9 protein-coding genes are annotated in these 19,918 nt (G+C 70.2%); 6 read left to right on the top strand and 3 right to left on the bottom strand.

Going from position 1 to position 19,918, the window contains the following annotated elements; all coding sequences use genetic code 11:
* Nucleotides 1-54: 54 nt before the first annotated feature.
* Entirely contained in the window at nucleotides 55-1,119 is a 1,065-nt protein-coding gene (locus AB0C66_RS35290; protein WP_362448472.1) for a DUF6083 domain-containing protein, read from the top strand.
* A 91-nt stretch (nucleotides 1,120-1,210) separates the two neighbouring features.
* Nucleotides 1,211-3,169, top strand: coding sequence for a UvrD-helicase domain-containing protein (locus AB0C66_RS35285; protein ID WP_362448469.1), 1,959 nt, complete (start codon nucleotides 1,211-1,213; stop codon nucleotides 3,167-3,169).
* A gap of 48 nt (nucleotides 3,170-3,217) precedes the next feature.
* On the opposite strand, the gene AB0C66_RS35280 is transcribed toward AB0C66_RS35285, so the two are convergent.
* Nucleotides 3,218-3,436, bottom strand: coding sequence for a hypothetical protein (locus AB0C66_RS35280; protein WP_362448466.1), 219 nt, complete (start codon nucleotides 3,434-3,436; stop codon nucleotides 3,218-3,220).
* A 491-nt stretch (nucleotides 3,437-3,927) separates the two neighbouring features.
* Complete coding sequence (locus tag AB0C66_RS35275) at nucleotides 3,928-4,620, bottom strand: hypothetical protein (RefSeq protein ID WP_362448463.1); 693 nt, start codon at nucleotides 4,618-4,620, stop codon at nucleotides 3,928-3,930.
* Between the two features lie 210 nt (nucleotides 4,621-4,830).
* Here AB0C66_RS35275 and AB0C66_RS35270 point away from each other — a divergent pair, with 210 nt between their 5' ends.
* From AB0C66_RS35270 to AB0C66_RS35255, 4 genes are all read left to right on the top strand, one after another.
* Complete coding sequence (locus AB0C66_RS35270; RefSeq protein ID WP_362448460.1) at nucleotides 4,831-5,151, top strand: VOC family protein; 321 nt, start codon at nucleotides 4,831-4,833, stop codon at nucleotides 5,149-5,151.
* Nucleotides 5,152-5,185: 34 nt separating this feature from the next.
* Nucleotides 5,186-5,455 (top strand): hypothetical protein, encoded by a 270-nt coding sequence (locus tag AB0C66_RS35265; protein ID WP_362448457.1) that lies wholly within the window; start codon nucleotides 5,186-5,188, stop codon nucleotides 5,453-5,455.
* A gap of 49 nt (nucleotides 5,456-5,504) precedes the next feature.
* Nucleotides 5,505-6,023, top strand: a complete 519-nt coding sequence (locus tag AB0C66_RS35260; RefSeq protein WP_362448454.1) for a hypothetical protein — start codon at nucleotides 5,505-5,507, stop codon at nucleotides 6,021-6,023.
* 251 nt (nucleotides 6,024-6,274) lie between these two features.
* Complete coding sequence (locus AB0C66_RS35255; RefSeq protein ID WP_362448451.1) at nucleotides 6,275-6,940, top strand: HNH endonuclease family protein; 666 nt, start codon at nucleotides 6,275-6,277, stop codon at nucleotides 6,938-6,940.
* A gap of 73 nt (nucleotides 6,941-7,013) precedes the next feature.
* Here AB0C66_RS35255 and AB0C66_RS35250 read toward each other — a convergent pair whose 3' ends face one another.
* Nucleotides 7,014-19,886, bottom strand: coding sequence for an SNF2-related protein (locus tag AB0C66_RS35250; protein ID WP_362448448.1), 12,873 nt, complete (start codon nucleotides 19,884-19,886; stop codon nucleotides 7,014-7,016).
* Nucleotides 19,887-19,918 lie beyond the last annotated feature (32 nt).

Below are 19,918 nucleotides of genomic sequence, written 5' to 3'. Positions count from 1 at the left end.
CCCTAGCGATGCAAATCCTCGAGAAACGGCGGCCCGCCTAGTACTAGCTGAACCATGATCGCTGACGGCGGGAGTGGCGGCTTCAACTGGGACGGCAGTCCGCGGAATCCAGACGCCCTCTCCTGGAAACCGCGCACACTACGGCTGCACGCCTCCAGCGCCTCCAAAGCTCTCCGCGCCGACAATGCCTCCCGATGTCTGTACTGCCACCACAGGATCGAATGGTTCGACCGCTTCGGAGGCGGCCGCATCCCGCTGCTCCCCAAGGAATTCTCCTCGCGCGCGGTGCCCGACCGCTGCCGATGGAGCGTCGTGAACGGCCTGGCCTATATCGGGGACGGCGGTCGGGACCGCTGCCGCATTGCGCACCCCACGATGTGCCCGGCCGTCGAGCACGAGGACAACGACCCCGCTCTCGAAGGCGCGCGCCGGGCCCATGCGACCAGGACGCGGAAGTGGATCGACGAGGGCGCCTTCATCCCGGCAGCCAAGGGCCCCGGTGATGAAGAGGAGGTCACCGACCAGCGGGTCCCCACACAAGTCAGCGACGTACGGCACGTCATGTTCTACCTGCACACACTGTGGATCGCACCGACGACCATCTACGCCCTGCGCTGCGTGGCCCGCGCCCACAGCAGCGGTTCCCGCTGCAAGAACCCGGTGTTCAATTCCGACATCCGCGAGGGCTACTGGGACCAGCGCGATATTCCAGTCCCGCCGGGGAGAGCCGGACAGGAAACTCTGTGGGCCGGACGACAGATGTGGGTCTACAACCTCAGCGGCCTCGAGACCGGGGAAATGCAGCGGTGGCTTGGGCAGAGGTGCTCCTCCCACGGGCCCAGCAGCCCGGCACCGGATGACACGCCCCCGGAGTGGAACCAGTTCAACACCTGGCGGCACGCGAAGTTCATCCTGTATGAGCGCCCGGCGGGGGTGCCTGAATCACAGTCGCCGCTGAGCGCGTTGTGGAAACCGCAAGAGCCGACGACCTGTGCTGGCACTGGCTGCAATAACGGCCGCCTGGGAGCGGTGGAGGAAGGCTGGCTGTGCCGACGCTGCAAGCCTGTGCACGCCAAGCGCGAGCGCACTCATAAGAAGTGGCAACAACCCAAGGATTAGCACGCTCGCCTCATTTTCTGACGCCGCTACTCTATGCCTTCATGGCGCTGTGAATGCGGCGCATGTTCTCGGAAGAAGAAGGAGAACAGAGGTGAGCAGTAAGCCGCCACGCCGACGGGCTGCGGCTTCGCCGCAGGAGCCGGAGTCGGACCAGATGGCCCTTTTCACCGAAGCGGCGCCCCCGCCCAGGGCCAGGAAGCAGCCGTCCTCTGCCCCCGTCTCCGCGACCAGAGCGTTAAGCAGGCTGATCGCGCAGATCACCCGAGCGTCCGGGCTGAGCTATGCGGAGGTCAACCGACGTCTCAACCGCCGCCTCGGCGTCACCACCCGCTCCGGTGCTTCCGAGGACCTGACACACCGGGCCGTGCTGTTCGCCGAGCAGTGGCTCGAGACGATCGTCGCCCCGCGCCAGCCGCAGGAAAATCACCTGGCCGCCCACCCCGCGCACACAGCCCCACCTCTCCCGCCCTCTCCGAGAACGAGCGGGCCTGCCCCCACCACCGAGCAGGAACGGGCCATCGATGCCAAGAGAAGGGGCGCGCATTTCGTCCTCCAGGCCGGGGCGGGCACGGGCAAGACGGCCACGCTGGCCATGCTGGCGCGCAGCGACCGCCGACGCGGAGTCTTCATTGCCTTCAACCGGTCGGTCGTCAAAGACGCCAGCCGGAAGTTCCCGGGGAACGTCCAGTGCCGGACAGGACACTCCCTCGCGATGCGCGCGGTGGGAAGCCAGTACGGGCCCCGGATGAACACTCCCCGCGAGCCGGGCTGGAAGGCCGGAGCCCGGCTCGGCATCGATGTGCGCATGAGCATCAGGCTCGGCGAACGCAAGCTCACCAACCGCACGTTGTCCCACGCGGCACTGGCCACCGTGAACCGGTTCTGCGAATCGGCCGACACCGAAGTACTGCCGCGCCACGTGCCCCGGGTGCGGGGCCTGGAGGAGCAGTACCACGATCAGCTGGTCCAGATCGTCCTGCCCTACGCCAGGCGAGCGTGGACGGACCTCCAGGACCCGCGGGGCAGCCGTGTGCGCTTCGACCCGAACCACGCCCTGAAGATCTGGGCCCTGACCAATCCCGTCATCCGGGCCGACTACCTCCTCCTGGACGAAGCCCAGGACACCAACCCCGTACTCGAGGAAGTCTTCAACGCCCAGCGCTCCCACGCTCAGCTCATCATGGTCGGAGATTCCGCCCAGGCCATCTACGAGTGGCGAGGCGCACGCGACGTCATGACCGGCTTCGACGGTGAACAGCTCACCTTGTCCCAGTCCTTCCGCTTCGGACCCGCCCTGGCCGAAGAGGCGAACCGCTGGCTACGCATTGTCGAGTCCCCGCTCCGGCTGAGGGGAACACCGTCGCTGGATACGAAGATCGGCCCTCTCGAGCACCCTGACGCCATTCTGTGCCGCACCAACGCCGGGACGATCACTGAGATCCTTCAGTTGCTCGAGCAGAAGAAGCGTGTCGCCCTGGTCGGAGGAGGCAAGCCACTGGAAGATCTCGCCCGAGCCGCCGGTGACCTCAAGGCGGGCCGGCGCGCCAGCCACCCGGAGCTCATCCTGTTCCAGACCTGGGGCGAACTCCAGGACTACGCCAACTACGATCCGGCGGGAGGTGACCTGCTCGCCCTGGTCGAGATCATCGACGACTACGGCGTCGAGCTGGTGCTGGACGCCGTCCGTCGGCTGGACTCCGAAGACCATGCAGAGGTGACCATTTCCACCGCCCACAAGGCCAAGGGCCGGGAATGGCCCACCGTCCGCATCGCCTCCGACTTCGAACCGGCCCCCAACGACGCCGTCGGCCCGGACGGTCAAAGCGGAGCGCGTTGCCTGAGCGTGCCGGAATCCCGGCTCGCCTACGTGGCGGTCACCCGAGCCCGCCAGCAGCTGGACCCCTTCGGACTGTCCTGGGTGGACCACTACCCGGAAGGGCCCACCAGTCCTACCCCACCGGTGCAGAAGGGCTCCACAGACTCCCACGACGTGTCGACTGCCGGTGTGGCATCGCCGTGGGACCTGCTGGGGCCCCCGCCGCCGGTGTGAGCAGAGCCGACCACCAGGTGACCGAGCAGTTCTGCGTCATCAGTCGTCTCAGGCCGGGGCGATGACCTCGACCATGTCCGATCTCCACAGGATGATCTGACGGGTACTGAACCCGTACCAGCCCTCGTCGCCGTAGGCCACACGAAGCCGTGCATCCTGCGCCAACCACCAGTTCAGACGCAGCCGATCCTCCTCCCCGACGCTGTAGGGCGCGGAGGTGATGACCGCTGGAACCTGGTCTTTGATCCACAGCGTGGCATGGTCCATCCAGCGGCTATCACCGGAGGAGACGCCATAGCGGGAACACCTGCTGGACCCGTACCCGCAGCCTCGACTGCGCCGACGCTGGAGCCACAGGGGACAGCAGTCCACACTGCTCTGCGCAGGCCGTAGCGCTCGGCCCAGGAAGTGACCTTCTCCTGCGCTGCTCTGCGGTCCTTCACTCTCGCCTCGTACCGATCAGGGGTCGCGTCGTTGCGGTAGTGGAACCGCGTCGGTGTGGCGACGCCGTAGGGCCAGTTCACCCCTCCGCCCTGGCCTCTGCCGAAGACTCGGGCGGCTCGGTCGTACAGATCTTCCTGTGCCGCCATATCGTCTCTCCCACTGGCAATGGCCCGTTCACTCAAGCACCGGCCATCCGGGCATGGAGCAGCGATGCTGCTTCACGAGACGCTATCTGCGGCCAAACGCCGATGCGTGGCGGTCACTTCCGCTCTCCTGGCCCAGGCCCAGATCTCGACGGCGCGCCAGCGCTGTTGTCAGGCCTCGTTATCCTCACCGCCGGGGTCCGGGTTGGGCTGGACCTTGTTCCAGATATAAGCGGCTCCGGTGACGACCGGACCCGCGACGAGGGTGGCGCCGCCTGCGTCCTCGAGGAGTTCCTTGGCAGTCTCGCTCTGCACTTGGGCCTGCATGACGACGAAGAACACCAGCACGGCCCAGAACCACATGAACAGGTTGCGGCGCGTCTCCCAGGACAGGCCGGCAGGCTGGGAGGCGACAAACGTCTGCGCCGACTCCGCAATGACGGTCAGAAGCTCGTCCGGGAGGCCCTCGGCGGTGGCCTCACCCGTGTCGAGGCGGTCGGCGGTCTGCTGTACGGCCTGCAAGGCACGCTGGCGGATGTCGTTGGTGACGAGCTGGGCCCCAGGCGGAGCTTGGAGCGCCTCTGTCCATGAAGCGCCAGCAGTGAAGTGGGCGTAGAAGTCCTGGACACGCCGCTGGAGCTCGGCGGTGAAGGCGGTGGTGAGGTCCGGGCCGCGGTCCCCACTACGGGACTTCAGGCTCGGGGTGAGGACCTGGACGACATACTCCTGCCAGCGGTCTCCTGAAGGAGTGAGACCGTCGGCCAGATGTCCGCGGAAACCTTCGAAGGCGGGGCCGGAGGCTATCTGCTGGCCGATCCGCCGGGCCAGGGCTTCGAAGTAATCGGGCTGCTGATCGTCAGACATAGCTCCATCCTCACGGACCGGCCCAGCATGCGGGACGATTCCGCCGGAGCAGATCGGCACTTACCCCTAAACTCACCTCTTAAGAGGTGAGTTTAGGGGTAGGCTGATCATGCCTGCCGTCCCACACGACGGCGGCCCGCGCCATCTGCCAGGAGACTGGCACCTGTTCAGCGAAACCGCCACGACCACCCTGCCGCCGAAGGAGATCCCTTGCCCCCTACGGCCACCGCCACCGCTCGCATCGCCCTCATGGTCCTCTACACCGATCACTTGGAGGACTCCCGCGCGTTCTACACCGGCCTGGGATTCCCTTTCGTGCGGGAACAGCACGGCAACGGGCCGGTTCACTACTCCACCACGCTGCCGGACGGCACTGTGATCGAGCTCTACCCCGCCACCGCCAAACGGCCCGCGAGCAGCGCGCGGCTCGGCTTCACCGTCGATGGCCAGACCCTGACCCCGCCGCTGGCCCCTGGCCACCACGTGGTGAAAGATCCAGACGGGCGGATGGTCGAGCTCTACACGGCCTGAGCCCAACCGGAAACGCAGACATGAGGAGACGTCAGTGACCGACACCCCCACTGAGGACGCCGTGCAGAAGGCCGTCCGCACCACCTTCGGAGACGCAGCCGACAGCACGGTCACCGTCCACGCCTCGGGTGCGGTATCAATCAGCATTCACCTCGGCGGACGTCACGCCGTCATCGATGGGACAGCAGACGAATGGGGCGTGTCCGTCGACCCCGACGACGCGGCGGCCTTCACCGGCCACGACACCACCGTCGCCTCGCTCCCCCTGGCTCTGGCCCACGCCCGGAACCTGCTGAACCACTGAGGCACCGGAACTCACCCCTCACCCACCTGCCGTCTCCTGGAGTCACTCCGTGCCGGACCCAAGCCCCGACGAACCTCTCTCCCTCCCGCAGCGTCTCGCCATCGTCTACGAGCGCCTGGATCGCCTCCCTGCGGCCACCAGCGCCGATGAGGCGTTCGACCGGCTGGGAGCAGTGCTGGACGAAGTGGAAGACCAGTACAGCGGTGTGGCGAAGAACCCTGACCCGGGCCTGAAGTTCGACGGCCGGATGTATCACCCGCGCGCCGACTTCACCACACGCGGCGAGGACGGCAGCATCCACGCCGTCACCAAGGGCAACGAGATACATGCCTCGGCAGACGGCACCCTGGTCATCAGCAGCCGCCGCACCGGCGACGAGGTATACCGCCGCCAAGGGGCCGGAACCGCTCCGGGCGGTGAACAGGCCCAGCAGCGGGTGAACTCCAAGGCCGCCAAGGCCCGGTCCACCACGAGCGGCCGACGGCCCTCCACCCCGTCCCCGGGCGCCGCCCAGTCACCCGCCCACCGTCCCGCCGGCCCCGAGCAAAAACGCGGCCGCAGCAAGTAGCACGCCGGACGGCCCCGCCCCCTCCGGCCAGCAGTGCAGGTGGCTCCGGACTACGGTCCGGGGCCACCTGCCTTGGTGCTGTCGTCAGCGCGCGTCGCCGAGCGCGGCTTCCTCCAACGCCCGCAGGAGTCGCCCCTCACCCCTTCGGAGCCGGGAGCCCAACTGCGACAGCAGGATCCGCCGAGATTCATCCGGTGCTCCGCCGGGCCCCGGTAGACGTGAAGCCGACTCTCCAGAGAGAAGGCAGACAGATGATCCACCTCCGGTCCACCGTCCTCGTGCTCGCCGCCACCGCCGCGGCGCTGGCCGGTGCGGTGACGCCCGCGTCAGCAGAGCCCGGCCAGAACGTGACCACCACGCTGCGGGAAGCCATCAACTCGCTGCCCGTGACGGCCGAGGACCGAACCGGCTACCAGCGCACCGCATTCCGGCACTGGGTCGATGCGGACCGGGACGGGTGCTCAACCCGGCAGGAGGTGCTGCTCGACGAGGCGGTCGAGCCGCCCACCGTGAGCAGTCGCTGCTCGATCAGCGGAGGGGCATGGCACTCGTACTACGACGACGCCGACGTGACGGACGCACGGAGCCTCGACATCGACCACCTCACACCGCTCGCCGAGGCATGGGACAGCGGAGCCTCCACCTGGTCGGCCCAGGAGCGGCAGGCCTACGCCAACGACCTGGACGATGCCCGGGCGCTGGTCGCGGTCAGCGCACGGGAGAACCGCTCGAAGGCCGACCAGGATCCGGCCCAGTGGCTGCCCTCCGACCCCGCGGCGCACTGCCGGTACCTCGAGGAGTGGACCGTGGTGAAGTCCCGCTGGGGTCTGGCGGTCGATCCTGCGGAGAAGGCCACACTGGTCGAGATCGCGAACGGCTGTCCGGACTCCGCGGTCGCCTACCGCACGGCCCGCTGAACGCCTGTTACCAACCCTTGTACGAGCAGCCCCCGGCGTTGACCACCGGGGGCTGCGTGCGGTGGGCCTGCGGCTACCGCTTGGGCCTACGGGGCTCCTGCTGCGGCTCGGCGCCGCCACGGCGCAGGTGCCCGGCCTGCTCGGTGCCGTCGGGTGCGGCCTGTTTGCCTCCCCGCTTGGCGCCGGTGGTCGACCGGCCCCGGGCTGCCGCCGTGGACACCACGCGCTTGGTGGCACCGGGCATCGGCCGGTTCAGGGCCTCGCCCATCTTGCGCATCGCGGGGATGTCGACCGTGTTCGCACCGGTCGCGGGCGGAGGCGGAGTGCCGCCCCCGTGCCGCGGACTGCGGTACTCGCGGGCCGCATCTCCCAGCCGCAGCAGTGCCTCCGCGCTCGGCAGGCTCGCCCTCTTGTCCGTACCGTGCTCGTCGCTGCGGCGCAGCCGGTCCGCGCCCTTCTGCGCCCATCTGGCGATACTCTCGCACGCGCGGATCGAGACGCGGCGCACGAAATCGGAGACGCGGCCGTCTCCCATGAGCTTGCCGAAATGCTCACCCGCCCGCTCCTTGATGACGCTCATCAGGTGGCCGAATGCGCCCCTCACGCTCTGGATGCGCTGCCACTCCGGCAGGTCGCGGAGGGCGGGGGCGTGCCTGTCGGCCTCCCTCAGCGCCGAGTTCACTGCGTCCGCCGACTGCTGCGGGCCGGTGCCGTTGGCGGCCGACCCTGGCTCACGGGGCGACGGCGCGGCCGCCGACCCGGGCTCGGTGCTGTGCACGGCGGCGGCCAGCGCCGCTGCGGGGCCGGTCTCCGGTCCGGCATCAGGCTTCACCTTGGCGACGGCCTGAGCGAACAGCCCCTCGAGTCGCCGCAGTTCGTCCTCCACCGTGGCGAACAGGTCATCGCCTGTGCCCCTGTCGGCGGGCACGTGCTCGTCGAATGCCTCCTTGACGGGCGCGAAGTCGGCGACGACATCGACCGGGCGGTCGTCCGCCGGGCCGGCCTCCGCCGGGCCAGTCCACAACGGCAGCTCCCCCACCGGCTCCGCAGCGGCGGACGGCTCGGCCGCCGACCCGGCCCCGGCATTGTCCGCGCCCGGGGCGGGCTCGCCGTCGGCGGCCGGAACGGGGCCGTCGGCGGAGGCCTCCGTGGCGGGTTCGGCCGCGTCCGGCGCGGGTGAGGCGGCAGACGGCTGCTCACCCCGCGGGGCCTTCTTCACCTCCGGGGTGGGGACGGGTGGGATCGCATCTGGTGTCGCGGGACGGGCAGGAGCGGCCATCTCCCGGTCCACCGGTGCCTCGCTCGGGGCGGGCTGGTCAGCTGCCGCCACGTCGGCATCCCGCTCCGGGCCGGGTGCGTCGGCGGGGTCGGAGGCCGGGGCCGGAGTCTGCTGTGCGCTGTCGTCCTGGGCGGGCCCGGCCGCCGTGAGGGCGGCGGCCGTGGCCTCTTGCTCCCGCGCGGCCTCGCGTTCGGCCCGCATCACGTCCAGGGTGGTCTGGAGACGTCCGTGCAGGAGCATGGTCTGGTGCAGCAGGTTCACCAGCGGGAAGACCAGGTGCTGGCGCTCATCGAGGGCGGGGTCCACGGGCAGGGCAGCGCCCCAGACGTTGACCGCCTGCTGGACCGCGGTGAGGTTCGCGGCCATCTGCTGCGAGCCGTGCTCCTCGACATCGGCGGCACCCAGCCGCCCGAGCCGGTTGCTCAGGGCCTGAAACTGAGGATGCTGCCGGTAGTCCGGAGTCACCCGCGCGGCCGCCGCGGTGATGGCGCGCAGCTGCTGCTCAGCAGCACTGCGGAGTTCGCCGCGCAGCACGTCCGCCCGCGAGAGCGGCCCACGGGCGTCGGCCGCGACTGGCGGCTCCCCGTAGGGCTCCCCGGTGAGTGCCGCGTACATGACCGCGCCCTGGTGCGCCGCCCCCTGTGGTGAGCCGTTCAGCTCCGTGACGTCGGCGGGCATCCCGTCCACCGTCATCCGGGCGAACCAGCGTCCGGAGGCGGACAGGCGGACGGCGGCGATAGTGATCTCGCCGTTCCGGAGCTCCCCCTCGCGGGGGCCCTCGCCTTCCGTGCTGGTCAGCCGTAGTTGGTACCGGGCGTCGGCGGCCAGCGGGACCGTCTCCGTGAAGTTCCGGGCCGCGGGCGGGTCTTCGACGTCCACGGCGGGCTCCGCTGTCTCCTGTGCGGGGGTTGCCGCCGTGAGGTCTTCCACGGGCGGGGCGACGGCCGGGACGTCCGTCGCGACGGAAGTGGGTTCCGACTCGTCTGCCACTGCTTCCTCCTTGGGTTGTGGGTCGGGGTCCTCGCCCGCGCGGTCCGGAGCGGGAGCCTCATCCGGCGCAGCCGCCTCGGCGGGCGACGTGTCGGTGGCGGCAGGGTCCGAGGCGGGGGCGGTCTCCTCGGTCCCGAGGGGCGGGAGCAGTCCGTCCTCGGCGGCCGCTGGCGGCTCCGGCTCGGTGGCCTGCGGGGCTTCGGTCCAGGCGCCGCCGCCGAAGACGAATCCGGTCTGCCGCCTGGAGGCGTGGGTCCGTACCCACGGCATGATCTCGTTCGGATCATCGAACCGGCGCAGCCGCTTCGGGGACACGGTGTCCGGCTCGTCGTTCGACGCGATGGCCCACTTCGTGCGCCGGTACTCGATGGAGGGCAGGAACAGGAGGTAGCTGGTGCCCGGAAGGCTGATCTCGTAGCGGCCGTCCCAGTGGCCCCGGTACGTCAGGCTCTCCCCGTCGACCAGGCCCAATCTGTGCTCGCCCGATGACTCGGCGCCGGACGCCTCAGTGTCTTCCGGCGTAGTCGGCGGGGCGGGCGCCGGAGCTGCGGACGACTCCGGGGTCGCGGCGGCGAACAGGTTCAGTTGCTCCGGGTCCGATGCCGCCTCTGCGCTCTGCGTCTCCGTCGGTTCTGGAAGGCCGGAGTCGGGCACCGTCTGCGGAGGCAGGCCGAGGCGGGCCCGCCGTTCCTGGTCCGATGCCCTTGGCTCTCCGGGAGCGCGGGATGGCTGTTCCTGCCAGGGCAGATCGGCGTGGGGCCCGAGGTCGGTGGGCTGCACGACGGCCTTGGCGTCGCCGGTCGAGCCGGATACGACGTGGATGCCGTCGGCCCCGATCGCCGTGACCTTCATCCAGAAGCCCTCGGACTGGGGCACGTACCGGTGCCGAGCACGAACGTAGTCGCCCACCGTCGGCCGCCATCCAGCGCCCCCCGGGTAGAGGATGTCGTCCACCGCGTCGTGGAACTGACGTACAGCGGCCTTGAGCGGCTGGAAGTCGGCTCGTGAGTTCTCCTGGAATCGAGCCAGGATCGCGTGCGTGCGTGCCGTGGCGAGTTGGCCGTCCCCTTCGGTGAGCCGACCGACTTCGTAATGGGTCCTGGCCCGGTCCCAGGCTTCGCGTGCCTGAGCCAGAGCGCTGGTGGTGCTGCTGTTCTGAAGAGTGCTGCGGATGGTCTCTGCCGTGGACAGCGCTTCTTCAGCCTCGGTGATCGGCGCGGCAATCGCTGGTGCTGTCTGCGGGGGCTCCGGGGCGCGGGCGTGCTCGCGTACCCACTCCAGCACGCTGTCCCACTGCACGTAGCGGGCGCTGGTGCCGTCCGGGGCGGTGACCTCCAGGCGGTGGCCGTCATCGCCAGGCTGGCCCTGCTGGTAGACCAGTTCCACCTGGTAGTCGGTCCCGCCTACTGTGAGGTCCCAGCGCGGTCCGTGCTCGTAGGGAGCACCGTTGCGGCGGGGCCGGTCGGGGTGGTCGGCATGGATGCTCTCGCCCTCGTGGAGCGCCCGTTCGGCGATGCCCGAGCGGTAGGTGAAGTGCACCCAGTCGTCGCTGTCGGTCGGATGGGTCTGCGGTGTGCGGCCCAGGGCCGCGCGCTCGGCCAGCTCGTAGCCGGAGTCCACGCTGATGCCTGTGCCTTGGGAGATGCCGTACAGATCCCGGAGCACGTACCCCCGGTACCCGCTTTGGGCTTCGCGTGCGAGGCGGTAGCGCTTGCGGGTGGGCAGGTGGATGTAGGTCCACTCATTCTCGGCCGTGTGCTGGAGGGTGACGTCGTCCCGCTGGAACGGGCGCGGCTCCATGCGGCGGCCGCCTCGCCGGGCCTCGGCGATGTCGGCCAGGCGCCGGTACTGCGTGTAGGACAGGCCGGTGGTGAGTTCGACGCAGCTTCCGCACTCGGCGGCCATGGCGCCGCCGTCCTCGGTGCCGCTGTACCAGGTCCACACCGTCGTGTAGCGGTCGGTGTCGGGAGTGCCGCACCGATCGCACTCGCCGTGATCGGCGTGCCCGTACACGCCGAGGCGTCCGTCTTTCGGGCTGCCCTCGGCGCCCGGGTGGATAGCGGGTTCCTTCCGGCTGGTGCGTCGGCGGCCGATACGCCGCGCGGGTGCGGGGGCATCCGAGGTCTCGCTGGGCGAGAGGTCAGGCTGTGTTTCCTCCTGTGCTCCGGTGCCCTCGGGTGCCGAGTCGGCGGGCGCCGGGTCTGGCACGGTGGTGTTCGGCGCCGGGTCCACGCGGACCTCGGCCTGTGCATCCTCGGGTGCGGGATCCGCCTGCGCGCCTTGTTCGGCAACGCCGGTGTCCGCCAGGGCCGCAGGCTCCGCCTCGCTCCCGATGAGGGTCTTCTGCGTCGCAGTGGGCGCGGGCTCCCTGGCAGAGGTGGAGGTGTCCGGTGCTTCCTCCGGTGCGCGGGGGCGAGCCTGGTAGGGCTCGGCGTACGGGTCCGTCTCACCGATCGGTGGAATCGTGGCCCGCCACCGGGCGGTGTCGTACACCTCGAACTCGAAGCGCTCGACGGCGTTGCGCAGTACGCGTGCGGTGCGCCGTTCCTCGGCGGTGACGCCGGGGAAGGCGTCGGCGGCAGCCTGTGCCGCATCGCCAAGGGCCTGCATCTGCGCGGTGTTCAGGACGTACTTGCGGTGCGCGGCCACCCACTCCGGCGGCTCGATCGGGTCGCCGTCCGAGTAGGTGGCGTCCAGCACCAGGCGGCGCAGCTCCCGGACCTGAGCCGTGGTCAGCCGCACCTCGCGGGCAGCGAACTCGGCCGAGGTCGGGCTGCGGTGCGCTGGCTCCTTGACGGCGTGGAGTTCGGAGCGGATGCTCCCAGCAGCCCGGATCGCCGGGACGCCGGCCGAGGGAGGCAGCGTCTCGGAATAGGGCATGTCGTCGGGGCTACCGCCGCGTGAGTCCTGCGCCCACCAGTAACGGCGACCGTCGTCGCCGAGCCGGGCGCGGACCCAGCCGATGACCGCGCCCTCGGCGTCGACCACGGTGCCGTGTCCGGCTTCCGTGTCCAGGTCGACCAGCCGGTTGCCGTTGCCGTAGCGCAGCTCGATGCCTTCGGCGGTCGCGGCCTGTGCGGCGTCTGCGGCGTTCTGGCGCTCCTTTGCGGCGCGGTCGGTGTTCTCCGGCCGGTCGGTGCTGCCGGGCCACTGGACGTCGCTGCTCTCCCAGACCCGGGTGCCGGACTGGGTGGTGACCAGCACCAGGTTGCCGTCGTCGGTGCCGATGACCGTGCCGGGCCCGTCCGGGGTCTGCACGATCACCGTGTCCTCGGCGGCCGGGACAGTGTCGGCGCCGTCGGCGTCCGAGTCCTCCGGTGCGTCCTCCGACGCTGTGGTGTCGGCGGGTGCGTCTGCCGGTTCGGCTGCGACCGGCGGGACGGGCTCCGTGTCCGGCGCGGACTCACCGTCGGCGGCCGGGCCGGGATCGTCGGCGACGGCCAGCGGGGCGGGCTCCGGCTTCTCCGGCGCCCGTGTCCCGTCCGGGGCGTCGCCGACGGTGGTGGTCTCCTCCTCGGTCTGCGGGGCGTCCTCCACCTCCGGGGCGGGGTCGGGCCCGTTGTAGGTGTAGGCGACGCCCAGCCGCTCGAGGGCGGCGCGCAGACCGCGTACGGCGGTGTCGCGTTCCTCGAAGGGGGTGTCGCGGCGCTGGTACCACTTCTGCTGACGGCGCGACCAGTTGAAGCCCAGGTCGTTCAGCGCGTCCCGGATGCCCTGGTTCCCGCCGCGCGGGGTGTTGCGAACCTCGGTGCCCTCGGCGTCATGGTTGATCACGATGCGGGCCGCGGCCGCCTCCTCGGCTTCAATCTCCGCCTCGGAGGGCAGCTCCACCACGGTCCCGGGCGCGGCGAGGATCGCCTCCAGGTCGACCAGGAACAGCGGCTCCGTCTCCCCGGAGTACAGGGTCATGAGGTCGAGGTTCAGGTTGGTGAGGGTGTCGCTCTGCTGCTGTCGGCGCTCGCCGACGGAGTAGTTGACCCACTCGCTGTAGCTGATGCGGTAGGAGCCGCCGACGCGCTCGGCGACCTTGCCGATCTCAGCCATGAGGTCCGGCAGCGGATTGCCCGGCTCGTACCGGTAGCCGACACCGGGCCGGTCGATGAACGCCACGGCCTGACGGCCGGAGAGCTTGTGCCGCTGCAACAGCGGCTCGTAGTACCGCAGGACGGCCGCGCAGCGCGCAAAGGCCGGGGAGGGGCCGGTGTGCTGCTCGGCTGGGGCGACGCCCGGCTCCTCCGCCGCTGGGGCCGCGCCGGTCTCCGCTGCGGCCAGGAGGACGGGCGCTTCCCGCGTCGGTCCCTGCGCCGACGACTCAGTCCCCGCGGCCCGGAGGAACGGGTAGACGGTCGCGGCGACCGTCTGGTGCATCTGCTCCCGGTCGGCAGACGCCTGCTCTCCGCCCGCCAGGTAGAGCCGGACCCACAGGGGACGCTCGAAGTGGTGGACGCCTTCGTGCTGGTCCATCGTCCAGTCCTCGGCCCAGCGGGCGAAGGCGTGGACGAAGTTGTCGGCGTCGTTGGCGCGGGCGGCCTGTTGCAGCGTCTCGGACGCGGCGGCCGCGTCCGAGAGGGCACGGAGCCCTTCGTCCCACACCTGAGCATCGGTGAGGCGGGGTGCGGCGGCAGGTTCCGACTGCTGGCCGGTGGGCTCGCCGCCGATGTGGGTCACCGACACCCGGTCGCCAAAGAGGTCGATCAGATCCTGGAGCGGCGCCTGCTCCTCGTCCACAGTCTCCGGGGAGGTGGGGGCAGGCCCCTCCTGTGCGACGGGTGTGCTGGGTTCCAGGAGGCGTGAGCCGTCGGGCACAGCCACGATCTCCCGGGGGTGAACGCGGTGGGTTCCACTGCTGTTCTGCCGTCGGCAGATGTAGTAGCCGTCCCGGGTGTCGGGGCCTTCCACGATGACGACCGTCCGGTACTGACGGTGGCGGTCCTCCATGTACTGCCGCCATCCCTCGCGGACCACGTCGCCCGGCACCAGGTCCACCGAGCTGTCGCTGAACGGCTGGTAGCCCGCGGGCACGGCAATCTCTTGGTCCTCGTCGGGGGCCCTTTCCTGGTCGTTTCCTGCGGCGGGCGAGTCGCCTTCCAGCTCCGCAGCACCGGACAGGAGGTCGTCCACGGCCTCCTGGAACCGCTGTTCCCGGGAAGCCTGCTCGGCGGCCTCGCTGTCGCCGGAGGCCTCGGGCGTCTTCGGGCCGGGGGACGGCTCCGCCTCGGGCTCACCGGGAGCGGTGGGCTCAGGGGCGCGCTGTGCGGGCTCGGCGTCCGGGCCGGGCTGGTCCTGCGCTTCGGTCAGCGGGTCCTCCCGCCGGGGCTCGGCGCTGCCCGTGGACGGGCTCGCAGTCGGCGGTTCGGCGCTGCCGTCAGGAAGGAACGCGTTGACCAGGTCTGCGGCGAACGCTTCGGCTGCCTTCTCCGCAGGGGTGGGCGCGTCGGCGGAGCGGTTCTCGTCCTGCACCAGACCCCGGACCCGGGCCTGGACCTCGTGTTCGTCGGCGATGATCTGCCGCAGGTTGACGATGTGCCCGCGCAGTGCTTCGAGTTCCTCGTTGACCCCCTCGGCAGCGTCTTCGTTGACGCTCGCGGCACGTTCAACCCGCTCGGCGAGGGCGGCCTCCTTCTCGTTGGCGACGACGAGCCTGCCCAAGGCATTCTCCTCCCGCTCCTTGGAGCGGGCCTGGATGCGGTAGGGGTTCTCGTCCTTCGGCCGGAGGTTGGAGGCGATCTCCTCGCGACGCTCGCCCAGGGACTCCGCCGACTGCTCCAACTTGATGAGGTCGTCGTCCAGGTGGTTGAGGAAGTGCTCCAGGCTCTGGATGGCGCCACGGCCGTTGGACTGGGTGACGGAAGAAGTCTGCCACTGGGCGCGGTCCTCGCGCTGCCCTATGGGCACGACGTGACCCCAGGCGAAACGCAGGCGCATCTGGCGGCGGCCGCTGGCTCCGTAGGCGATCTCCGTGTGGAAGTCCTGCCCGCCGAAGGTTCCGACCGGGATGCGCTCGCCGGGCCGCAGAGACTGGTCCCCGGCGATGGCGACCATGCGGGCCCCGAGCGCGCTCGCGGCCGCGTCGCGGCTGCGGTAAGTGGCGTCTCCCACGGTCATGGCGAAGTGATCACCGGTGGTCGGCTTCCGGTTCGGTGCCGCCGCCCGCATGCCCTCCAGGGCGGTGTCCGCGCGGGCCAGGAAGTCGTCGATGTCGCCGAGCTGCTGTGTGCGGGTGTCCTGCTGGCGGTCCCAGCTCCGGGCCAGGCCCTGGAGCCGGGCCCGTTCGGCGGTCGCCTCGGCAAGTTGCAGGATCGCCGGATCACCGGAGGCCAGGGCGGAGAGCATACCGAGGTTGATGGCGTCGGCGCCGATGTCCTCGATCTCGCGCGCGCTGAAGTCCTTGCGCTGGATCTGGCCGATGAACCGGGCCTTGCGGGCGAGGGTGGTCAGCCGGAACTCATCGAAGGTCCGCTCGGTGATGTAGTACAGAATGCGGACGTGGTCGGGAGTGTTGTCGATCCACGGGGCGTTGAGGTTGCCGCGCCGCTCGATCCGCCCGTCGCGCTGGGCCATGTCCGCCGGCCGCCACGGGTAGGACAGGTGGTGCAGCGCGACCGCCCGGTCCTGGATGTTGGTCCCGGTGCCCATCTTCTGCGTGCTCCCGACCAAGACGCGGACGCGCCCCGAGCGGCAGTCGGCGAACAGCTTCTCCTTCTTGCGGTCGGTGCCCGCCTCGTGGATGAAGCGGATGGACTCGCGCGGCATCCCCTTGGCGACCAGTTCGTCACGCAGGTCCGCGTACAGGTCGGCGGCGTGCTTGGCGGTGCTGCCCGGGGTGCCCTCGTCCAGGAAGACGAGCTGGAGGCCGCCGGGGAGATCCTGCGGGGTCGGGTCGTCGCCGGAGGCCGGGTAGACGATGTCCTTCGTCTCCTGCCAGATCTCCGCGATCTTCTCCGCCGCGTACGGGATCTTGCTGCCCATCTCCTTGCTGCCGCCGAGGTTGCGCATGTCGGTGGTGGCGGCGTCGGCGAGGTCAGCGATCTTGTCCATGTCCAGCACGCGCCCGCCGTGCGCCGGGCCTTCGCTGGTGATCTGCTCGGCTGTGACACTCAGCCCGAGATTGCGCAGGGCTTCGGTGGCGTCGACCAGGTCCAGGTCGACGGAGGCACGCAGGCCTTCGCCGAGGGCCTTGAGGACCCCGCCGGGCTTACGCACCCAGGGCTGGTGCGGCAGTTCCTTGATGAACTGCCGCTGTGCCGGGGTGGGCGGGATGAGGATGGTCTCGCCGCGCTGCCCGTCCTCGTTCTCCCTTACGGGCGGGGTGGGCAGGTCCAGGTCTTCGGCCATCTGCACGTCGGCGAACGTGCGGTAGGCGGCCATCAGCTCTGGCACATTGAAGAAGCGGCTGAACCGCGCCTTGTACTTGTATCCGTCGCCCTTGGGGTCGGGCTCAAGTTGGGTCACGACCTCGCCGAAGGTCGCGGCCCAGTTGTCGAAGGCGTCGAGCCCCATCTCCTCCAGGATCTGCGGGGCGAGGTAGCGCTTGAGGACGTATGCCTCGGTCACCGAGTTGGCGATCGGGGTGCCGGTGGCCAGGGTCGCCACGCGGTCGGACTCGTTGGTTGCCCGCAGGTAGTCGAGCACCATGTGGAGTTTGGTGGCCTTCGCCGAGCCCTGGATCGCGGCGCCGGGGATCGCCGAGACGGTGCGCAGGTTCTTGTACTCGTGCGCCTCGTCTAAGAAGAGGTAGTCGATGCCGGTGTCCTCCAGGAAGACGCCATTCTCGTCGTCCATGGAGTCGATCTGTTTCTGGAGCTTGGCCTCTGCGTTGGCCAGGGACTCTTCGATCTGCTTAACCGTGTTGCGGTGCATCCCCGCCTCGGCGGCGGCGTCGAGCTGGTCGCGCAGCGACTTCATTTCGCTGTCGAGGTAGTTGCGCTGGGTCTCGGGGCGCAGCGGCACCCGGTTGAAGGCCTCGTGCGTGAGGATCACGGCGTCCCAGTCGCCGCCCGCGATCCGGCCCATGAACTTCGCGCGGCGCTTCTTGTTCAGGTCGCTCGCGCTGATCGTCAGGATCTTGGTGGGTGGGGGGTAGAGCTGGCTGAACTCTCTCGACCACTGCTTGAGCATGTGGTTGGGGACGACAATGCACGGCTTCTTCGCCAGGCCGGTGCGGCGCAGCTCCATCGCTCCGGCGGCCATGGTCGCTGTCTTGCCCGCGCCGACGACGTGCGCGAGCAACGCCGTCGGCTCATTGACGATTCGGCGGATCGCCGCGTTCTGGTGCTCCTTCATCGTCCAGTCGCCGATCAGACCGGGAAGGGTCAGTGCGGAGCCCGAATACTCGGGCAGCAGCAGGTTGTTGAACTGCTGGTTGTAGATCTTCGCGAGGCGGGCCGCGCGGGTCTCGTCGTTCCAGACCCAGTCCTCGAAGGCCTCGACGATCAGCTTGGCCTTCTCCTGGGCCTCGTCTGTGGCGGCCTTGTCGACGTAGGTCCGGCCGTCGCTGTCGGTGTAGGTGACCTGGATGGTCGAGTCGGCCTGCCGCAGCAATGCGTTGAACAGGTCTTTCGTCGGGCGGGAGCTGGTGCCCCATTCGGTGCGCGCCAGGTCACCGTTCTTGGCGCCGCGGACCTCCCACACGGTGCCGCCAGCGTGCAGCACGCTGGCGTCGGTGAAGCCGAGGTGGGTGAGGAAGTCCTTGTAGGTCTCGACCGGAATCCACGGGGCGCCGATCTTCGCCTTGATCTCGGACGGCGCCAGGTCGGCGGGCTGGATCCGTTCCAGGGCGGAGACGTTGGCCTGGAACGTCGGGTCGTCGGCGGCCCGCTCCCGGGCGGCCGCGAGCTTGGTGCGGACGTTGCCGGACAGGTAGCGGTGCCGGGGCTCCCAGACGTCGCCTTGTTCCGCGTCACGCTGCCCGGGGTCGCGGTAGGCGAGCCCGGCGTCCGCGCACTGCGCGGACGCGCTCTCCTCATCCAACCCCAGGAGGCTGGCGACCCGGCTCATGTCCAGGCGGCCGCCGTCGTACTCCATCGCCAGGGCGATGGCGTCCTCGTGGCTGTTCGCGCGGGACGGCAGGGTGCGCTGCTCCAGGACGCGTGTCAGGAGCACCTTCTGTTCGGTGCCCTTGCCCGTCCGCTCGTCCCACTCCTCCAGGCCGAACAGCAGGCTCGCGTCGGGGTCGTCGTCAATCCAGGCGAACGCCGTGCGCTGCTTCCACGCGGCCGGGACGTCCTTCAGACCCTGCGCCGTGGCCTGCGCGCGGGCCTCGGGCGGGGTGAACACGTAGTGCTGGCGCGGCTTGGTCAGCGGCGGGTGGTTCTTGCGGTAGTCCCGCCAGGCCACCCGCAGTTCCGCCCGCATCGCGGCGAGCTGCGGGGTCTCGCCGGGCTCGGGGGTGTCCGCCTCCGCCTCGTACAGGCCGCGGGTCAGGCCCTTGAGCCGGATGAGCTGGATGAGCTGCTCGCGCTGGTCGGGGTGGACCTCCAGCGGCACCGGGCGGCCGTCGTCGATGATCGTGGGCTTGCCCTCGGCGTCGAGACCGAGCGCACCCTCGGTGCCCCCGGTGACGATCGTCTGCACCGACTCGGTCCGCTGGTCGGCGCCCGCGGCCAGCCCAGCGGCCCGAGCCTCCACCGAGATGGCGGCGGCAGCGGCCGCCAGGGCTTCGGCCGGCGCCTGGTCGGTACGCCCGATGACGGTGACGTCCGGCCCCCACTCCCGGGAGCCCGCGCGCAGCTCGCCGAGCACGTACTCGGGGTGCGCGTCGAAGTAGGAGTTGACCGCGAGTTCGTCGTCATGGCCGGGCAGCACCCGCTTGCGGGAGGTCAGCCACGTCTTGTCCCCCGGCTCCTCGCCGGGCATCCGGCGCCGCAGGAACAGCACGTCGGTGACGACATCGGTCCCAGCCGCCGCCGCGTGCGCCCGGGCGGGCAGACGGACCGCGCCGACCAGGTCGCCGAGCTGGTACATGCGCTCGCGCGCATCCGGCTTCTCCGCGTCCAGGGTGTAGCGGGAGGTGATGAGCGCGACGACGCCGCCCGGGCGGGTGGCGTACAGAGACTTCAGCACAAAATGGTCGTGGATCGACAGCTTCAGGTCCCGGTTGTGGACCTTGTCGAACCGCTTGTACCGGCCGAAGGGGACGTTCCCGACGACGCCGTCGAAACCGCCGTCGGCGAGCGGGACCTCTTCCAGACCGCTGGTGATGATCTCGGCGTCCGGGTACAGGTGGCGAGCAATCGCCGCAGTGACCGGATCAACCTCCACGCCGGTCATCTGCACTTGCAGCAGGACCGGAGCGAAGCCGATGAAGTTGCCGGAGCCACAGCCCGGTTCAAGGAAGCGCAGACCCCGGCGGGGCCGGGGAATCAGTCCGCGGACTCCGCCCCAGATCGAGCGGACCAGGTCGGCGTCGGTGTAGTGCGCGTTGATGGTGTTACGGCGGGCCGCCGCCCAGTCGTCCTCGGAGAGGAGTTCCCTGATCTGCTCGCGCAGGTCGCTGACGGCGTCCCAGCGCGCGGCCGCCCGCTCGAACCGCTCCTCCTCGGTGGCGCCCTCGCCGAACGCGGCGCGCGCGGGCCGCGGGTTGAAGATGACCGGCAGGGCGCCCCAGCCAGACCAGCGGGCGAGGGTTCGCTGCTCCTCTTCGGTGGCCGGGCGCCGCTCGCGCTCCAGGCCCCGCAACGTCTCCAGGGCCGCGAGGTTGGCGCGGGCCC

Origin of the sequence: Streptomyces sp. NPDC048636 (genome assembly GCF_040650655.1) — a bacterium.
GTDB lineage: Bacteria > Actinomycetota > Actinomycetes > Streptomycetales > Streptomycetaceae > Streptomyces.
The sequence above is the reverse complement of the archived record's forward strand: the minus strand, read 5'-3'. Positions and strand labels throughout refer to the sequence as shown.

What these genes read in the sequence shown, in the direction of transcription:
- AB0C66_RS35290 (WP_362448472.1), top strand. Translation starts at nt 55, where the DNA reads ATGATCGCTGACGGCGGGAGTGGCGGCTTCAACTGGGACGGCAGTCCG.
- AB0C66_RS35280 (WP_362448466.1), bottom strand. Translation starts at nt 3,436, where the DNA reads ATGGACCATGCCACGCTGTGGATCAAAGACCAGGTTCCAGCGGTCATC.
- AB0C66_RS35275 (WP_362448463.1), bottom strand. Translation starts at nt 4,620, where the DNA reads ATGTCTGACGATCAGCAGCCCGATTACTTCGAAGCCCTGGCCCGGCGG.
- AB0C66_RS35255 (WP_362448451.1), top strand. Translation starts at nt 6,275, where the DNA reads ATGATCCACCTCCGGTCCACCGTCCTCGTGCTCGCCGCCACCGCCGCG.